Source organism: Selenomonas dianae (assembly GCF_030644225.1).
In the GTDB taxonomy this organism is placed as follows: domain Bacteria; phylum Bacillota; class Negativicutes; order Selenomonadales; family Selenomonadaceae; genus Centipeda; species Centipeda dianae.
The window spans coordinates 1,939,391-1,958,076 of the sequence record NZ_CP128650.1 but is presented as its reverse complement, the minus strand read 5'-3'; the positions used below and the strand labels follow the sequence as shown (position 1 = coordinate 1,958,076).

General features: G+C 59.7%; 17 protein-coding genes. All 17 read left to right on the top strand.

Annotation, left to right across the window (positions count from 1 at the left end; translation table 11 throughout):
• Positions 1-9 precede the first annotated feature (9 nt).
• The 17 genes from QU667_RS09575 (at position 10) to metA (ending at position 18,641) form a co-directional block, all read left to right on the top strand.
• Complete coding sequence (locus QU667_RS09575) at positions 10-1,113, top strand: DegT/DnrJ/EryC1/StrS family aminotransferase (protein WP_304986950.1); 1,104 nt, start codon at positions 10-12, stop codon at positions 1,111-1,113.
• A gap of 133 nt (positions 1,114-1,246) precedes the next feature.
• Complete coding sequence (locus QU667_RS09570) at positions 1,247-3,910, top strand: valine--tRNA ligase (protein ID WP_304986949.1); 2,664 nt, start codon at positions 1,247-1,249, stop codon at positions 3,908-3,910.
• Between the two features lie 9 nt (positions 3,911-3,919).
• Positions 3,920-5,221 (top strand): bifunctional folylpolyglutamate synthase/dihydrofolate synthase, encoded by a 1,302-nt coding sequence (locus tag QU667_RS09565; protein ID WP_304986948.1) that lies wholly within the window; start codon positions 3,920-3,922, stop codon positions 5,219-5,221.
• Positions 5,222-5,285: 64 nt separating this feature from the next.
• The gene (locus tag QU667_RS09560; RefSeq protein ID WP_425541891.1) at positions 5,286-6,569 is read left to right on the top strand and encodes an O-antigen ligase family protein; all 1,284 of its coding nucleotides are present in this window, start codon (positions 5,286-5,288) and stop codon (positions 6,567-6,569) included.
• A gap of 2 nt (positions 6,570-6,571) precedes the next feature.
• Positions 6,572-7,243: a redox-sensing transcriptional repressor Rex gene (locus QU667_RS09555; RefSeq protein ID WP_304986946.1), complete on the top strand. Its 672-nt coding sequence runs from the start codon at positions 6,572-6,574 to the stop codon at positions 7,241-7,243.
• A 235-nt stretch (positions 7,244-7,478) separates the two neighbouring features.
• Positions 7,479-8,975 carry a succinyl-CoA:acetate CoA-transferase ScpC gene (scpC, locus tag QU667_RS09550; RefSeq protein WP_304986945.1) on the top strand — a complete coding sequence of 499 codons (1,497 nt, stop codon included), beginning with the start codon at positions 7,479-7,481 and terminating at the stop codon, positions 8,973-8,975.
• Positions 8,976-9,050: 75 nt separating this feature from the next.
• Positions 9,051-10,697, top strand: a complete 1,647-nt coding sequence (locus QU667_RS09545) for an acyl-CoA mutase large subunit family protein (RefSeq protein WP_304986944.1) — start codon at positions 9,051-9,053, stop codon at positions 10,695-10,697.
• A gap of 129 nt (positions 10,698-10,826) precedes the next feature.
• Entirely contained in the window at positions 10,827-11,219 is a 393-nt protein-coding gene (locus QU667_RS09540) for a cobalamin B12-binding domain-containing protein (protein WP_304986943.1), read from the top strand.
• 95 nt (positions 11,220-11,314) lie between these two features.
• Positions 11,315-12,253, top strand: a complete 939-nt coding sequence (gene meaB, locus QU667_RS09535) for a methylmalonyl Co-A mutase-associated GTPase MeaB (RefSeq protein ID WP_304986942.1) — start codon at positions 11,315-11,317, stop codon at positions 12,251-12,253.
• 40 nt (positions 12,254-12,293) lie between these two features.
• Positions 12,294-12,710 (top strand): methylmalonyl-CoA epimerase, encoded by a 417-nt coding sequence (gene mce, locus QU667_RS09530; protein ID WP_304986941.1) that lies wholly within the window; start codon positions 12,294-12,296, stop codon positions 12,708-12,710.
• Positions 12,711-12,794: 84 nt separating this feature from the next.
• Positions 12,795-14,324 (top strand): methylmalonyl-CoA decarboxylase subunit alpha, encoded by a 1,530-nt coding sequence (mmdA, locus tag QU667_RS09525; RefSeq protein ID WP_304986940.1) that lies wholly within the window; start codon positions 12,795-12,797, stop codon positions 14,322-14,324.
• 18 nt (positions 14,325-14,342) lie between these two features.
• On the top strand, positions 14,343-14,480 hold the full coding sequence (locus QU667_RS09520) for a hypothetical protein (protein ID WP_304986939.1): 138 nt from the start codon (positions 14,343-14,345) through the stop codon (positions 14,478-14,480).
• Positions 14,481-14,556: 76 nt separating this feature from the next.
• Positions 14,557-14,952 carry a biotin/lipoyl-containing protein gene (locus QU667_RS09515; protein WP_304986938.1) on the top strand — a complete coding sequence of 132 codons (396 nt, stop codon included), beginning with the start codon at positions 14,557-14,559 and terminating at the stop codon, positions 14,950-14,952.
• A 158-nt stretch (positions 14,953-15,110) separates the two neighbouring features.
• Positions 15,111-15,914, top strand: a complete 804-nt coding sequence (locus tag QU667_RS09510; protein WP_304986937.1) for a Cof-type HAD-IIB family hydrolase — start codon at positions 15,111-15,113, stop codon at positions 15,912-15,914.
• Positions 15,915-15,923: 9 nt separating this feature from the next.
• Entirely contained in the window at positions 15,924-16,775 is an 852-nt protein-coding gene (locus tag QU667_RS09505) for a histidinol-phosphatase (protein ID WP_304986936.1), read from the top strand.
• Between the two features lie 18 nt (positions 16,776-16,793).
• Positions 16,794-17,669: a hypothetical protein gene (locus QU667_RS09500; protein WP_304986935.1), complete on the top strand. Its 876-nt coding sequence runs from the start codon at positions 16,794-16,796 to the stop codon at positions 17,667-17,669.
• A gap of 45 nt (positions 17,670-17,714) precedes the next feature.
• Positions 17,715-18,641 (top strand): homoserine O-acetyltransferase MetA, encoded by a 927-nt coding sequence (gene metA / locus QU667_RS09495; RefSeq protein ID WP_304986934.1) that lies wholly within the window; start codon positions 17,715-17,717, stop codon positions 18,639-18,641.
• Positions 18,642-18,686 lie beyond the last annotated feature (45 nt).

The following is an 18,686-nucleotide window of genomic DNA, read 5'->3' as shown; positions in this document are numbered from 1 at the left end:
AGGCAGGGTATGAGTATCATGGTGACGCGGTCGTCGATGCCGTCGATGGAGGAGTACATCGCGGAGATCCGCGATATTTGGCAGTCGCGTTGGCTGACCAATATGGGGGCAAAGCATCAGGAGTTTCAATCAGCCCTGAGGAACTTTTTTGGTGTGGCACAGGTCGAGCTCTTTACGAACGGACATATGGCGCTCGAACTCTCGCTGCAGGCGATGAATCTCACGGGCGAGGTCGTCACGACACCGTTCACATTTGCCTCGACGACGCACGCGATTGTACGCAACGGACTGGAGCCGGTATTCTGCGATATTGACCCTGAGGACTATACGATGGATGTGACGAAGATCGAGCGTCTGATTACAGAGCGCACGTCTGCCATTATGCCCGTCCATGTCTATGGGAATGTCTGCCGTGTGGAGGAGATCGAGCGCATTGCCCGCAGGTATGGGCTGAAGGTGATCTATGATGCCGCACATTCCTTTGGCGTGCGTTATCGGGGGCGGAGTACGGCAGTGTACGGCGATGTTGCGTGTTTCAGTTTCCATGCGACAAAGGTCTTTCACACCATCGAGGGCGGCGCGGCGTGCTTTCGCGATGAGGAGCTTGGGCGAAAGCTGTACCGCCTGAAGAACTTTGGCATTCGCGACGCGGAGTGCGTCGACGGCATCGGCTCCAATGCGAAGATGAACGAGTTCTGTGCGGCGATGGGGCTGTGCAACCTGCGCCATGTCCATGACGATATTGCGCGGCGCAAGGCGGTCGCGGAACGCTATCGTGAGCGGTTGGAAGGCATCGGCGGCGTGCAGCTGAACCCCATGCAGACGGATGTCGTGCCGAACTACGCCTATTTCCCCGTGGTGTTTCATGAAAAGGAGTTCGGCAGTACGCGCGACGATGTGTTTGCCGCGTTGGAGCGGGCCGACGTACACAGCAGGAAGTATTTCTACCCGCTCACGAATACCTTTGAATGTTTCCATGGGAAGTATGACGTAGAGCAGACCCCGATTGCGCGTGATATTGCCAACCGCGTTCTGACACTGCCGATCTATCCGGAACTGGAGGCGGCGGAGGTGGATCGTATTTGTGACGTGGTTCTTTCCTGCAGAGCGTGATCGTAGACATATTCTTGCAAAAAAAGTTGTTTTATGCTAATCTTATCGTTGCAATTCATAAGAGCAGCATTGACGACGTGCGGACGCCCTCGTCCCCTCGGGACGGGGGTGTTTCTTTCGGGAGGAACAGACAATGAGTCAGGAATCCGGTGCAAATATTCCAAAGACGTATGACCCGCAGAGTTTTGAACGCAAATGGTACGACTACTGGGAGCAGCACAATCTTTTTCACGATGTGGCGGACGAGGGGCGCGAGCCGTACAGCGTAGTGATCCCGCCGCCGAATGTGACGGGGCAGCTCCATATGGGTCATGCGCTCGACGAAACGCTGCAGGACATCCTCGTGCGCTATCAGCGGATGCGCGGGAAAAATGTCGTCTGGATTCCGGGCTGCGACCACGCGGGCATCGCGACACAGGCAAAGGTGGAGGAGAGTCTGCGTGCGGAGGGGACGAACCGCTTCGCACTCGGGCGCGAGAAGTTCCTCGCACGCGTCTGGGACTGGAAGCAGCAGTACGGCGACCGTATTATGTATCAGCTGCGGATGCTCGGTGCGTCCTGCGACTGGGAGCGCGCGCGGTTCACGATGGATGAGGGCTGTTCGCGTGCCGTGCGCGAGGTATTCGTGAGCCTCTATGAACAGGGGCTGATCTATCAGGGCACGCGCATCACGAATTGGTGTCCGGGCTGTTCGACGGCGATCTCGGACATCGAGGTCGAGCACGCGACGGAGGAGGGGCATCTCTGGCACATCCGCTATCGGATTGAGGGTACGGACGACTACGTTGAGATTGCGACGACGCGCCCCGAGACGATGTTCGGCGACACGGGTGTCGCCGTCCACCCCGACGACGAGCGCTACAAGCATCTCGTGGGCAAGACGCTGATCCTGCCCGTCGTGGAGCGACGCATTCCCCTCTTTGCAGATGCGTACGTCGATCCCGCATTTGGCACGGGCGCGGTCAAGGTGACCCCCGCGCACGATCCGAACGACTTTGAGATGGGACTGCGCCACAATCTTGAACAGGTGGTCGTCATCAATGCCGACGGCACGATGGGCGCGGGCGCAGGAAAGTATGCGGGGCTTGACCGCTATGAGTGCCGCAAGGCGCTTGTGCAGGAACTTGAGGAAATCGGTGCACTCGTGCGCACGGAGAAGCACGAGCACGCCGTCGGGCACTGTTCGCGCTGCAAGACGACAATCGAGCCGCTCGTATCGAAGCAGTGGTTTGTCCGCATGGAGGATCTGGCAAAGCCCGCGATTGCGGCGGTGAAGGACGGGCGCATCCGCTTCGTCCCCGAACGCTTTACGAAAATCTACGAAAACTGGCTCGAAAATATCCGCGACTGGTGCATCTCGCGCCAGCTCTGGTGGGGGCACCGCATTCCCGCGTGGCACTGTGAGGACTGCGGCGAGACATCTGTCTCGCGCGAGGATATTACGGCGTGTATGCACTGCGGCAGCACGCACATCCATCAGGATGAGGACGTGCTCGATACGTGGTTCAGCTCCGCGCTCTGGCCGTTTGAGACACTGGGCTGGCCCGAGCAGACGAAAGATCTTCGCCATTTCTACCCGACGGCAACGCTTGTTACGGGCTATGACATCATCTTCTTCTGGGTCGCGCGGATGGTCATGATGGGGCTGCGGTTCGGCGGCGATGTGCCGTTTCGCGATGTGTTCATCCACGGGCTTGTGCGCGACAGCGAGGGACGCAAGATGTCGAAGTCGCTCGGCAACGGCATCGACCCCGTGGAGGTCGTCGAGAAATACGGCGCGGACACCCTGCGTTTCATGCTCATCACAGGCAATACGCCGGGCAACGATATGCGCTTCTATTGGGAGCGTGTCGAGGCGGCGCGTAATTTTGCAAATAAAATTTGGAATGCGTCGCGCTATATGCTGATGAACCTTGAGGGCACGGACGATTCCTTTGTCCCCGCGGAGAGCGACTATACGCTCGCCGACCGTTGGATCCTATCGCGTGCGGCACAGACGGCACGCGATGTGACGGCGAACCTTGAGCACTACGAGCTCGGTGAGGCGGGACGTGCCATCTACGAGTTCCTGTGGAGCGAGTTCTGCGACTGGTACATCGAGCTGACGAAGGCACGTCTGTACGACAAGGAGAATGTGCGCGCAAAGAACACGGCGCTCTACGTCCTGCGTACGGTGTTGGAGCGTACGATGCGCCTTCTGCATCCCTTCATGCCGTTCCTGACCGAGGAGATCTGGCAGAAACTCCCGCACGAGGGTGAGAGCATTATGCGTGCGCCGTGGCCCGAGGCGTCGGAGGCGGAAATCGACGCGGAGGCCGAGGCGGCGATGACTGCGATCATGGAGGTTATCAAGGTGACGCGCAACCTGCGTGCGGAGCTCGGCACGCCGCCCGGCAAAAAGAGCACGCTGATCCTGCGCGTACGTGATGCGTCGCTTGCGGATACCTTTGCGGCGCACGAGGACTATTTCCACGCGCTCGCCTCCGCGTCCGAGGTGACATTCCTCGCAGGGGATGCGCCCGATCCCGAGAATGTGGTAACGGGGGCACTCGCGGGTGCGGCGGTCTATCTGCCGCTCGCGGGGCTCATCGACGTGGAGAAGGAGCGGGCGCGCCTCACGAAGGAGCGGGACAATCTCGAAAAGGAGATTGTGCGCCTCACGGGCAAACTCTCGAACGCAGGGTTTACATCGAAAGCTCCCGCAGCGGTGGTTGCGGCGGAACGCGAAAAGCTCGCGGGCTATGAGGAGAAGGTCACGCTCATCCGCACGCGTCTTTCGGATCTTGCGAAGCTCTGAGGTGCTCCGATGAACTATGCGGAGGCACTTCTCTATCTCGATGAACTGAATACGTTCGGCATTCGTCCGGGGCTGGCACGCATCGAAGAACTGTGCGCGCGTCTGGGCAATCCCGAGCGGTGCTATGCGACCATCCACATCACAGGGACGAACGGGAAAGGCTCGGTCACGCAGATGTTGGATGCGGTGCTGCGTGCCTCGGAGATCCGCAGCGGACGCTATCTCTCGCCGCACCTCATCTCCTATACGGAGCGCATGAGTGTGGACGGTCACGATATTTCCGAGGAGCGGTTTGCAGAACTCCTCACGCGCGTGCGCACGGCTGCCGATGAGATGGTTGCGGCGGGGTGTGAGCACCCGACGCAGTTCGAGGCGCTGACGGCGCTTGCCTTTCTCTACTTTGCAGAGGAGCAGGTCGAGGCCGCCGTGATTGAGACGGGGCTTGGCGGGCTTCTGGACTCGACGAATGTCGTTGAGCCGATGCTTACGATCATCACCAATGTGACGATGGAGCACGCCGATCGCTGCGGCGGGACACTGGCGGGCATCGCCGCGCACAAGGCGGGCATCATCAAGGAGGGGGTGCCTGTCATTACGGCGGCGACGGGCGAGCCGCTGACGATCATCGAGCGGCGGGCGGAGGAGCTCGGCGCGGATGTCTTTGTCTGCGGTGAGGATTTCTCGGCGCAGCTGTTCTTTCCGAAGGAGGGCGGGCAGCGCGTCGCGTTCCACTCCGTCGTCTGCCGCGAACCGGAGCCGTTTGACCTCGCACTTGCGGGAACGTGTCAGGCGGAGAACGCCGCGCTCGTCATCATGGCGGCAAAGCTCCTTGAGCGCGAGGACGCGCGTGTTACGGACAAAGCCATTCGCACGGCACTGCGCACGGTGCGCCATCCCGCACGGTTTGAAATCCTCACGCGGGAGAATTTGCCCGTCGTCATCGACGGGGCGCACAACCCTGCGGGAATGTGTGCCCTGCGTGCGGGGCTCGACGCGTATTTCCCCGAACTGCCGCGCGTCTTTTTGCTCGGCATTCTGAAGGACAAGGACATCGACGCGATGCTCACCGCACTTCTGCGCCCCGGCGATACGGTCGTCACCGTGCGTCCGAACTCCGCACGTGCGGCGGCGGCGGATGTTGTGGCGGCGGCCGCAGCGGGGCTTGACGCGGACACCTGTGCCTGTGCCGACCCGCAGACGGCACTCGCCGAGGCGGAGCACCGGGCGCAGCGCAGCCATGCCCTCCTTGTCGCTGCGGGGTCGCTCTATCTGGTGGGCGGCATCCGTGCGCTTCTCTTGGCGGGGAGGTGACGGCGTGGGTGAAGAATTTCAGGAGCGGCGGCGTGTTCTGCGCCGCCGCCGCCGAGCGGGGCGCATGGCGCGCGTGATGATGTACGCCGTCATTGCCGAGGCGTTTTTGATTCCGCTCAGTCCCCTTGCGGCAATGGCAGTGCTGCTCCTCGGCTGCGGAGCGATGCTCCTGCGTCTGCGAATGGATCGGGGGTTTCATCTGCGCCGTCTGCCGTACGATGCGCCGGCACTGCTCTTTGTCATCATCGGACTTCTGTCGGTTGCCGTTGCGCAGGATCGGGCGTTCAGTTTCTATAACTTCTATCATCTCGTACCCATCTATGCGCTGACCTATCTGCTCGTCGGGCAGACCCTGCGTACGCCGCGCGAATGTCAGCGCGTTGTGCTTGCGATGGCGCTGTCGGCGGGGCTCGTTATCCTCTATGGATTCTATCAGTTCATTTTCGGCATCGACATCGGGGCGATGAAGTGGGTGGACGGAGAGGCGTTTCCCGAACTCTCGAAACGCGTCTTTTCGACGTGGGAGAATCCGAACATCCTCGCGGGATACCTCGATATTGTCATCTGCGCTGCGGTGGGGCTTTTGCCTGTGCTCTCGCGCACATGGCGCATGATCGCGGGCATTCTGCTTGTCGCCGCGCTCGCGTGCCTCGGCATGACCTATGCGCGTGGGGCGTGCCTTGTCGTCGCCGTCCTGCTTGCCGGCTACGGTGCGCTGCGGGATTGGCGCATCCTCGTGGGACTTGTGGTGCTCGGCGGCGGCGCACTCCTCGCCGATCCCGTGCTCGCCGACCGGCTGCTTTCCGTCTTTACGCGCGTGGACACCTCCTCGGAGATGCGCCTCGCGTTTTGGGAGAGCACCGTCGCGATGATCCTCGATCATCCCTTCCTCGGCATCGGCTGGGGGATGTACTTCATGGTTTACCCCGAGTACGATTTCTATCTGCAAGGGGCGCCTGTGCAGATCGTACACGCCCACAATATGTATCTGAACTATGCCGCAGAGATCGGCGTGCCGGGAGCTCTCTCATTCCTCTGGTTCTTCTTCGGTTCGCTCGTGCTTGCCTTTCGGCTGCCCAAACGCGTACCCCCGTGGGAGGCGGTGCTCGCCGCACACGAACACGAGTGGCGCACGGTCGCCGATGTGCGTACGGCACTTGCACGCTGGCGCAGACGGCGCTTCGTCGAGGGGCTTTCGACCGGGCTCGGACTCGCATTTCTTTCCGTTGCGCTCAACGGCATCACGGATCATCTGCTCTTTAACATACCGTCCTCCATGCTGCTTTGGATGCTCGCCGCCATGACGGCGGCACTGCACACGATTGCGCGGGAGACGAAGGAAGGCTGACCATGCAGGAACATCTATTGATATCGAAGGCGACCGTGGATCGTCTGCCGCGCTACTATCGCTGTCTGCGCCAGCTGACGGACGAGGGCGTGGAGATCGCCTCCTCGGAGGAGCTCGGCCGCCGCCTTGCCATCAACCCCGAACAGATTCGGAAGGACTTGGCGTTTTTCGGGCAGTTCGGAAAGAAGGGCGTGGGCTACTATGTCGCCGAACTCAAGGAAAGCATAGGAACGATACTCGGTCTTGATCACCATTGGAATGTCGCGATTATCGGCATGGGACATCTGGGTGCCGCCCTTGCAAACTATCAGGGAATCACACGTCTCGGCTTCCGGCTTGCCGCCATCCTCGATGCAAATCCGATCGTTATCGGTACGCGCGTCGGAGAACGGCGCGTGGAGGACATCGCCTACCTTGCGGAGATCATTGCCGAGCGCGACATCCGCATCGGTGTGATCGCCGTGCCCGCCGCAGCGGCACAGAGCGTTGCCGACAAGCTCGTCGCGGCAGGCATTCGTGGGATTTGGAACTTTGCGCCCGTGAAACTCCGGGTGCCGCCGAACATCCCGTTTGTCAGCGAGGATCTGTCCGTCGGGCTCAGTTCGCTCTCGTATTATCTCTCACACGCAGTGCCCGAGGAAACGGAGTTGTCGGACAAAAATTCGCGTGATTGAAACTCATTTGCCCCTTTTTTCACAAATCACAGAAAATGCCGTCAATGTAATCTTGACGGCGTTTTTTTTTCGTGCTATCCTATGGAAAGATATAATTGACTTATGCACCTACGATAACTTGTAGTTATTTAGAACATTCCTACCATGAATAGTGGGCGCGACGAAATACGAGTTCTGAAGTGCTGCAAGGGCGCTTGGTGCATCGGTCGGATGAGCATCAAAGGGAGGTTTTTCTATGATCGATATTTCCGATCGCATACCTAAATCCTTGGCGGACAGGGTCGTCAGTGCAGAAACGGCGGCAGAGTACTTTGCCGACGGCATGACCATCGGTGCGAGCGGGTTTACGCCTTCCGGTTATCCGAAGGCAGTTACGCTCGCCATTGCCGAGCGCATGAAGAAGAATCCGTTCAAGGTCAATATCTGGACGGGGGCATCGACGGGACCCGAGCTGGACGGCGCACTCGCGGAGGCGGGCGGCATCAAGCAGCGGCTGCCGTATCAGACAAATTCACCCCTCAGAAGTGCGATCAACTCGGGTCTTGTGAACTACATTGATATGCACCTCTCCGAGGTCGCGCAGCAGTCGCGCGAGGGCTTCCTCGGAAAGATCGATGTCGCTCTTGTCGAGGCGGTCGCGATCACGGAGGAGGGCATCATCCCCTCGACTTCGGTCGGCAATACGCCGTCGTACATCCAGAGCGCTGACGTGGTCATCGTCGAGGTGAACACGAGCCAGCCGATGGAGCTCGTCGGTATGCATGACATCTACATCCCCCTCGATCCTCCGAACCGTCTGCCGATCCCCATCACGAAGGCGGGCGACCGCATCGGTACGACGTTCATGCCGTGCCCGCTGGACAAGATCAAGTACATCGTCCCCTGTGACATCACGGACAAGACGCGCGCACTCGCCCCGGTGGACGACATTGCACGCAAGATGGGCGCGTTCACGGTAGAGCTCCTCAAGAAGGAGATCGCCGAGGGGCGTATGCCGAAGGGGCTTCTCCCGCTCCAGTCGGGTGTCGGAAACGTGGCGAACGCGGTCATCGCGGGCTTTGTCAGTTCCGACTTCACGGATCTTGAGGTCTATACCGAGGTCATTCAGGACGGTATGTTCGACCTCGCCGATGCAGGTAAGCTGAAATTCGCGTCCGGCACGGCGTTCTCGCCCTCGCCCGAAGGCCTCCAGCGCTTCTACAAGGACATCGACAAGTACAAGAAGATCATGATGCTCCGTCCGCAGGAGATCTCGAACAACCCCGAGGTTGTCCGCCGTCTCGGTGTCATCGCGATGAACACGGCGATCGAGGTCGATATATACGGCAACGTCAACTCCACGCACGTCACGGGCACGAAGATGATGAACGGCATCGGCGGCAGCGGCGACTTCGCACGCAATGCCTACCTCACCATTTTCTACACGCAGTCCGAGGCAAAGGGCGGCAAGATCTCGTCCATCGTTCCGTTCTGCTCGCACGTCGACCACGGCGCACACGATGTCGACATCGTCATCACGGAGCAGGGCGTTGCGGATTTGCGCGGCAAGTGTCCGCGTGAGCGTGCGCTTGAGATCATCAACAACTGCGCACATCCGGACTATCGTCCGATCCTGCTCGACTACTACGAGCGTGCACTTGCAGCGACAAAGGGCGCACAGACGCCGCACCTTCTCGACGAGGCGCTTTCCTTCCATCAGCGCTTCCTCGCGACGGGGTCGATGCAGAAATAACCCGATAGAAAGAGGGCACAAAGCCCTTTATATAACCCAACACAAAGAACTGTAAAGGTAAAGGAGAATACATTCATGAGCAATGAAAAGATCCAGGCGGAGCTTGACAAGTACAATGCCGCCGTAGAAAAGGCAACGGCGAAGTTCCCCGCACGTCCCCACATCCCCGAGCAGGGGCTCTATACGCCGCTCGATATTGCGGAGACGGACTATGCGGAGGACATCGGCTTCCCCGGTGTCTACCCCTATACCCGCGGCGTTCAGCCGACGATGTACCGCGGACGCTTCTGGACGATGCGTATGTACGCAGGATTCTCCACGGCGGAGGAGTCCAACAAGCGTTACCGTTACCTCATCGAGAGCGGCGCAACGGGACTTTCGTGTGCATTTGACCTCCCGACGCAGATCGGCTACGACTCCACGGATGCCATCTCCGAGGGCGAGGTCGGCAAGGTCGGCGTTGCGATCGACTCGCTCGCCGACATGGAAATCCTCTTTGACCAGATCGACCTCGGCAAGGTCTCCACGTCCATGACGATCAACGCGCCCGCGTCCGTCCTCCTCGCGATGTACATCGCCGTGGCGGAGAAGCAGGGCGTGTCGGCAGACAAGCTCAAGGGCACGATCCAGAACGACATTCTGAAGGAGTATGCGGCACGCGGCACGTACATCTTCCCGCCGCGCCCGTCCATGCGCCTCATCACGAACATTTTTGAATATTGCTCCAAGAACGTCCCGAACTGGAACACCATCTCCATCTCGGGCTACCACATCCGCGAGGCCGGCTCCACGGCATCGCAGGAAATTGCATTCACCATCGCGGACGGCATCGCCTACGTCGAGGCTGCCATCAAGGCAGGACTCAGCGTCGATGCGTTCGCAGGACGGCTCTCCTTCTTCTGGAACGCACACAACAACGTGCTTGAGGAGGTCGCGAAGTTCCGTGCATCCCGCCGCATCTGGGCGAAGGTCATGAAGGAACGCTTCAAGGCGGAAAAGCCGAAGTCCATGATGCTCCGCGTCCACACGCAGACGGCAGGCTCGATGCTCACCGCACAGCAGCCGAACAACAACATCGTCCGCGTCGCGCTCCAGACGGCAGCCGCCGTTATGGGCGGCACGCAGTCGCTCCACACGAATTCCCGCGACGAGGCGCTTGCGCTTCCGACGGAGGACTCGGTCATGGTCGCCCTCCGTACGCAGCAGATCGTTGCGTACGAGAGCGGACTTGCCGATGTCGTTGACCCGCTCGCAGGCTCGTACTACGTCGAGGCGATGACGAACCGCATCGAGAAAGAGGCGTGGGAGTACATCAAGAAGATCGACGATCTCGGCGGCGCGGTTGCGGCGATCGAGAAGGGCTACATCCAGAAGGAAATTCAGGACAGCGCCTACAAGTGGCAGATGGACGTCGAGTCCGGTGCCCGCGTCATCGTCGGTGTCAACAAGTTCCAGGTGGAGGAAGAAGCACCGAAGAACCTGCTCCGCGTCGACGCATCCGTCGGCGAGAAGCAGAAGGCAAAGGTCGAGGCGATGAAGGCGAAGCGCGACAACGCAGCTGTTCAGGCGGCTCTTGCCGACCTCAAGGCGGCGTGCGGCGACGAGAACGAGAACCTCATGCCGCACATCCTCGCAGCGGTCAAGACCTATGCGACGCTCGGCGAAATCTGCGGCGTCATGCGCGAGGTATTCGGCGAGTACGAGGCGCACGTCAACCTGTAAGCCTGTGTTTGTGCGGGGGATATACCGCACGTATCCACGGTTTGCGGGACAGAGCTGAAAACAATTTGGTGAATGCAAGGGGGGTATGCCGCCCGCACGGCGGCAGCCCTGTTCAGGAGGAATATAAAAATGGCAGAGAAAATCAGAGTGCTCGTTGCAAAGCCGGGTCTGGATGGTCATGACCGCGGCGCGAAGGTCGTTGCCCGCGCCCTGCGCGATGCAGGCTTCGAGGTCGTCTACACGGGGCTTCGTCAGACCCCCGAGGAGATCGCCGAGGCAGCTCTGCAGGAGGATGTGAACGTCGTTGCGATGAGTATTCTCTCGGGTGCGCATCCGCACCTGTTCCCGAAGGTCGTGAACCTGCTGCGCGAGAAGGGCATGGACGACGTGCTCGTCATCGGCGGCGGGGTCATCCCCGAGGGCGACATCCCCGCACTCAAGGAGGCGGGCGTTGCCGCAGTCTTTACCCCCGGCACACCGACCGGCGACGTAGTTGACTTCATCAAGGAGCATGTGGCGTAACAACGTCATTTTGAAAGGATGGATGACAGGCAGGAGAATCTTTTGTCTGTCATCCATTCCCCTGTATGGAGTGACTGCGCGAAGGAGGTGGGCGCATGGATATTGCAGCCGAAGTGCTCAATGGAAACCGCCTCGCGCTCTCGCGCGCCATCACGGCGATCGAGAACGAACGCGCGTCGGCGACGGACATCATGAAGGCGCTCTATCCGCATACGGGACATGCCTATGTTCTCGGCATTACCGGCCCTCCGGGTGCGGGCAAAAGCACCATGACGGACAAGATTGCCAAGGAATACCGCAAACGCGGGAAAACCGTCGGCATCATCGCCGTCGACCCCACGAGCCCCTTTTCCGGCGGCGCCATTTTGGGCGACCGCATCCGCATGAACGACCTGACGCTCGATGAGGGCGTTTTTATCCGCAGCATGGGAACGCGCGGCAGCCTCGGCGGCCTTTCGCACAAAACTGCTGACGCGGTAAAGGTCATGGATGCGTTCGGCAAGGACATCATCTTTGTCGAGACCGTCGGTGTCGGGCAGTCCGAAGTGGATATTGTGCGGGCGGCGGACACAACCATGGTCGTACTGATTCCGGGCATGGGCGACGACATCCAGGCGATCAAGGCGGGCATCCTTGAGATCGGCGACGTGTTCGCCATCAACAAGTCCGATCTTGACGGCGCGGACAAGCTCGTCCGTGAGATCAATATGATGCTCGATCTGGACGATCACATGAGCGACTGGCGGCCTCCGATCCGCAAGGTCGTCGCGAATCGCGGCGATGGGATCACGGAGCTGGTCGATACCATCGAGGAGCACCGTATCCATATCGAAGGGAATGGTGTCCTTACCGAGCGGCGTACGCGCCGCACACGCGATGAGATGCTGGACATCCTGCACGCAGGTGTCCGCCGTCACATCGAGAGCCGCATTGTCGATACGGGCAGACTGGACGACTATGTGGCGAAAATCAAGGCGCATGAGACCGACCCCTATACCGTGGTGGGCGATGTCATGGCCGAAATGTTATCTTAACAGTGGAAATTGACAGCAATTTCCCAAGGAGGAAGCACCTATGTTCAAGGTTCTGGCAGTGGATCACATCGGGATTGCCGTAAAAGATCTCGAGGAGGGAAAGAATTTCTGGTCGGACGTGATCGGTATCCCCTGCACGGCTGAGGAAACCGTCGCCGAGCAGAAGGTCACGACGACGTTCCATCCGACACCGAACAAGAGTGAGATCGAGCTGCTCATCGGCACGGCAGAGGACAGCCCGATCACGAAATACATCGAGAAGAAGGGCGAGGGCATCCAGCACATTGCCCTGCGCGTGGACAACATCGAGAATGCGATTGCCGATCTCAAGGCGAAGGGCGTCCGCATGATCGACGAGAAGCCGCGCATCGGTGCGGGCGGCGCGAAGATCGCGTTCCTCCATCCGAAATCGACGAAGGGCGTTCTCCTTGAGATCTGTGAGCATGAGGATCGCTGAGGAGCGACCCGCGCTATAGAATGTTCATTCCCGCAGGATTGCATCATTCCTGCATCCTGCGGTAAGAGATACAGGAGGGATATGATGTCCACAGTCCAGGAAAAAATTGAGTTGATGCTGGAGAAGAAAGAGCATCTGAAACAGGGCGGCGGCGCCAAGAACATCGAGAAACAGCACAGCAAGGGCAAACTCACCGCACGTGAGCGCCTTGACCTGCTTTTCGATGAGGACAGCTTCGTCGAACTGGATATGTTCGTTCGTCATCGCTGCACCAACTTCGGGCAGGACAAGAAGGAGCTGCCGGGCGAGGGCGTTGTGACGGGCTACGGCACGGTGAACGGCCGCCTCGTCTACGCATTCGCACAGGACTTCACCGTTGAGGGCGGTTCGCTCGGCGAAAAGCACGCACACAAGATCTGGAAGGTCATGGATCTCGCGATGAAGATGGGCGCACCCTGCATCGGCATCAACGATTCGGGCGGCGCACGCATCCAGGAGGCGGTCGATGCCCTCTCGGGCTACGGCGGCATCTTCTACCGCAACACGAAGTCCTCGGGTGTCATCCCGCAGATCTCTGTCATCATGGGACCCTGCGCGGGCGGCGCGGTCTACAGCCCCGCTCTTACGGACTTCATCTTCATGGTGAAGAAAACAAGCCAGATGTTCATCACGGGACCTGCCGTTATCAAGGCGGTCACGGCGGAGGAGGTCACGGCGGAGGCACTCGGCGGTGCAATGACGCACAACAGCCGCTCCGGCGTTGCACATTTTGCGGCGGAGAACGATCAGGACTGCATCGACCAGATCCGCTACCTGCTCTCCTTCCTCCCGAGCAACAACATGGAGGAAGTCCCGCACGTAGAGACGGGCGACGACCCGAACCGTCAGGACGAGAGCCTCAACACGCTCATCCCCGACAATCCGAATGCACCGTATGACATGAAGGATGTCATTCGTTCCATCGTCGACAACGGCGAGTTCTACGAGGTGCATCAGCATTTCGCGACGAACATCATCTGCTGCTTCGCACGCTTTGACGGCCGCACGGTCGGCATCATCGCGAACGAGCCGAACGTCATGGCGGGCTGCCTCGATGTCGATGCGTCCAACAAGTCGGCGCGCTTCATCCGCTTCTGCGATGCGTTCAACATTCCGCTCGTCAACCTCGTCGATGTGCCGGGTTTCCTGCCGGGCGTCGATCAGGAGTACAGCGGCATCATCCGCCACGGCGCGAAGATGCTCTATGCCTACAGCGAGGCGACGGTGCCGAAGGTTACGGTCATCACGCGCAAGGCGTACGGCGGCTCCTACATCGCAATGTGCAACCGCGAGCTCGGTGCGGATCAGGTCATGGCATGGCCGACGTCTGAGATCGCCGTCATGGGCCCTGCGGGCGCGGCGAACATCATCTTCCGCAAGGATCCGGACAAGGATGCGCGTACGGCGGAGTACATTGAGGAGTTCGCGACCCCGTACAAGGCGGCGGAGCGCGGCTACGCCGACATGGTCATCACGCCGAGTGAGACGCGCCCCTACATCATCACGGCACTCAACGCACTTGCGAGCAAGCGTGAGGACAATCCCGCGAAGAAGCACGGGAACATTCCGCTCTAATCAGGCAGGAGGTAAAATATGGCTACAAATACCGCTGGGCCGGAGATCGTCGCAGTCATCACAGCCGCTGTTCAGTCGGCGATGGGCGGCAAGGTTGTCGCTGTGCGCATCAAGCCGGCAGAGATCTGGACGCTCGCCAATCGCAGCAATCTTTGAGGAATGTCTGTCGCGGGGGAAGCATTGATGAAACGGCGTGCTTCCCTTGGGAATATAAATGTTGGAGGAATAACACATGAAGAAGTTCAACATCACGGTCAACGGCACTGCTTATGAGGTTGAGGTCGAGGAAGTACGCGCAGCAGGCGCAGCTCCCGCAGCTGCACCGCGTGCAGCCGCTCCTGCACCGGCTCCGGCTGCTCCTGCACCGGCAGCTCCTGCGGCTCCGGCAGCACCGGCGGCATCGGCAGGGGCGGGCGAGAGCTCCGTGGACGCTCCGATGCCCGGCAAGATCATCGAGGTCAAGGTCTCGGTCGGTCAGGCGGTCAAGGCGGGCGATACGCTCCTCATCCTTGAGGCGATGAAGATGCAGAACGAGATCGCAGCACCTGCGGACGGCACGGTCAAGGCGATCAACGTTACGGCAGGACAGTCGGTCAAGGTGCGCGAGGCACTTGTCATCCTCGGCTGATTTCGACGCAGAGATACGTTTATGGGTTGCTGTGCGAGGCTTTTGCCTCGTGCAGCAGCTCATTTTTTATTGCTGTCTTATCCTGCGGTTTCTTTTCATTGCGTGTAAAATTGTTCTTTGTTATAATGAGAACATTATGGAGAAGGAGAGGTGACGGGATGATACGGCTGATCTTTTCGGATATGGACGGAACGCTGCTCGACGAGCATGGGAATCTGCCCGCAGGGTTCGGCGCGGTCTACGCACGCCTAAAGGAGCGCGGCATCCGATTCGCGCCCGCGTCGGGGCGGCAGTATGCCTCGCTCCGTCAGACGTTTGCACCGTGGTGGGATGAGATGATCTTTCTCGCGGAGAACGGTACGCTTGTGATGGAGCACGACAGGGAGCTGTTTTCCAGTCCCGTGGACACATCGCTTGCGCTTGCTGTGATGCGGACGGGCGAAGGGCTGGCGGGCGTGCATTCCATATACTGCGGGAAAAAGTGCGGCTATCTCCACGCGGCGGACAATACGGAGTCCTTTCGCACGGAGCTCGCAAAATATGTGTCGGACTCGGCTGTGGTGGAGGATTTTGCCGCCGTGGACGATGTGCCGATCAAGATGGCGTTCTGTGACCCGTCGGGCAACGCCGCGCAGACGATCTACCCTGCCATGCAGCAGTATGCGGATCGGATGCAGGTAACCCTCTCCAGCGCCGAGTGGGTAGATGTCTACGGGCAGGGCGTGAGCAAGGGCGTCGCCGCCCGGCGGATTCAGGAGCGGCTTGGCATCGCCCCCGATGAATGCGCGGCGTTCGGCGACTATGGGAACGATCTGGAGCTCATGGATGCCGTGACACACAGCTTTGCGATGGAGAACGCCATTCCCGCCGTCAAGGAGCGTGCGCGATACCGTGCGCCGAGCAATCGGGCGCACGGGGTGCTGACGGTCTGCGAGCGCATCCTTGCAGGTGAATTTGATTGAGGTGATCCCATGCGCTTTGACTATCATATGCACCTTGAGTATGGCTCGTACGATGAGGACTACGCTGCGGGCTTCGTCCGCGCGGCGGCGGAGCGCGGCGTGCATGAGATCGGTTTTTCCGAGCATTCGCACACCTTTCCGGAGTTCGAGCAGCTCTACTATGACGATCTCATCTTGGACGATTCCTTTGTCGGCAGCTTTCAGCGCACATGGCTGAAGACGAACAAGTTCAAGTACACGCTCGACGAATACTTTGCCTTTATTGAAAAGCTGCAAAAAAAATACAAGGTTCTCGCGGGCATCGAGGTCTGCAACTTCCAAAATCAGGAGGCGGTCGCAAAAATCCTCCGTGCCTACCCCTTTGACTATGTGATCGGGTCTGTGCATTTCCTGCGCGGCTGGGCGTATGATACGGGGGCGATCGTGGCGGAATGGGAGAACCACTCTCTCACGGACATCTACGAATGGTATACCGAGGAGGTGGAAAAGCTCGCGGCAGCGGGGCTTTACGATGCGCTCGGCCATCCCTTTAACATCCGCCTGTACAAACATTTCCCCGACTTTGATGTCACGCCGTACCTCGAACGCGTGGCGCGTGCGATGAAGGCGGCGGATATGATCGTTGACCTCAACACGGGGACGTACTACCGCTACCCCGTGAAGGAGTTCTCTCCGTATCCGGACTTTATGCGTGTGGCGCGGGACTATGGATTGCCGCTCATCACCACCTCGGATGCGCACAAGCCGGAGGACTGCGCACGCTACAACGAGGAGGCGGTGCAGTACGCACACTCCTTCGGTTATCGGGAGCAGATTCGCTTCACGGGAGGGCGTACGCGTGCGTGCGTCGCTCTGGACTAGAGAAAGGAGTGCCAAAGAATGCGCTATGGTGTAAGTTTCATCACGACCCTGTTCTTTCTCCTCGTACTGTGTCCTGCAGCCCTCGCGGCAGAATACACATGGACATTTGTGAGTGCGTCGGACAAGTATTCGAAATTCTATGCGCCCGCCTCCGTGCGTGTGCTGCAGCAGATCATGCCCGCGTCCGGGGCATCCTCTGTGGCGACTGAGATCGCGGCGGAGATCAAGACGACCCTCAGCTATGCGGGCGCGGAGGAGACGATTCGCAACTATCAGATTGAACACGTCATCGAGGATCCGGGACAGCTTGCGTATACCGTTGCCGCCGTGCGGGTCGTTCCGCAGCAGCGCACCTTGCAGTACATCAGCGAGACATTCTACGATGCGGCGGGCAATGTCCTCTGGTCCAAGGCGGAGGGCAGGGAGAAGGAGATGAACTCCCAGCAGTTTGACGAGGAGTTCTATGCCGTGATCGTCGATGCCGTCTTTCATCAGGGGGAGTTCGAGCGGATGCACGCAGACGACCGCTGGATCCTCCTGTGGTCGGACGAGAGTTCCGGCGGGATGCGGACGCAGGTGACGGCGGATACCTCGACCATGCGCCGCATGGGGGACAACCTCATCTTCTGGGCGTGGACGGAGGTGCGTGATGCGGACGGCAAGGCGATTGAGATCAAATTTGACAAGCGTGCGGTGAACCTTCCGCAGGGGACGGAGCGCATGGTGACGGGGAAATACTGGACTCCCGCAGAGGGCTGGCATCCGTTGGAGGATGCCTATGAGGGTTCGTATCGGATGATCCGTTCCGAGTCCTCCGAGGGGCGCGGGCTCATCCGCCTGCGTGCCTTTGCGGACGGCTATGCGACGTGGGTCAACCGCTATCAGCTTTCGTGATGCGGCGGGGATGGCGCATCTCGTTGGGGAAGGAAAACGGACAATATGCCCATTAAAATACCGAATCATTTACCTGCGACCAACGTTCTTGAGAGGGAGAACGTCTTTGTCATGAATGCGGCGCGTGCGTACGGGCAGGACATCCGTCCGCTGCGCATCCTCATTCTGAACCTCATGCCGATCAAGGACGTGACCGAGACGCAGCTCCTGCGTCTGCTCGGCAACACACCCTTGCAGGTGGAGGCGGACTTTATCTATACGGAGTCCTACATCCCGTCGCACACCTCGCGTGCCTATCTCTCGGAGTTCTACGGCACATTTGCCGAGGTGCGCCACAAGAAATACGACGGATTCATCATCACGGGTGCGCCGATCGAACAGCTTCCGTTCGAGCGCGTCGCCTACTGGGACGAAGTCTCCGAAATCATGCAGTGGAGCAAGAAACACGCCTACTCGACCTTTCATATCTGCTGGGGCGCACAGGCAGGACTTTACTATCACTACGGCATTCCGAAGCACTGGACGCAGAAGAAGATCTTCGGCGTCTTTGAGCACCGTCTCTGCGTGCAGCACGAGCCCCTCCTGCGCGGCTTTGACGACAGCTTCTATGTACCGCACTCACGCCATACGGAAACGCTGCGCACGGACATCGAGCGCGTGCCGGAGCTGACGATTCTTGCCGAGGGGGATGCCGGGGTCTACATCATCGCGAATCTGCACCGGCGTCAGTTCTTCATCACGGGACACGCCGAGTACGATCCGATGACGCTCAAGGCGGAGTACGACCGCGACCTTGCGGCGGGGCTTGCCCCCGATATACCGTGCAACTATTACCCCGAGGATGATCCGAACCGTATGCCCGTCGTGCGGTGGCGCAGCGTCGCACATCTGCTCTTTGCCAACTGGCTGAACTACTACGTCTATCAGGGAACGCCGTACGAGCTGGACAGCCTCGACAATACAGACGACTGAGCGTACCGCTCCGGCCTCTGACATGGGAAAGCACGGATCCCATGA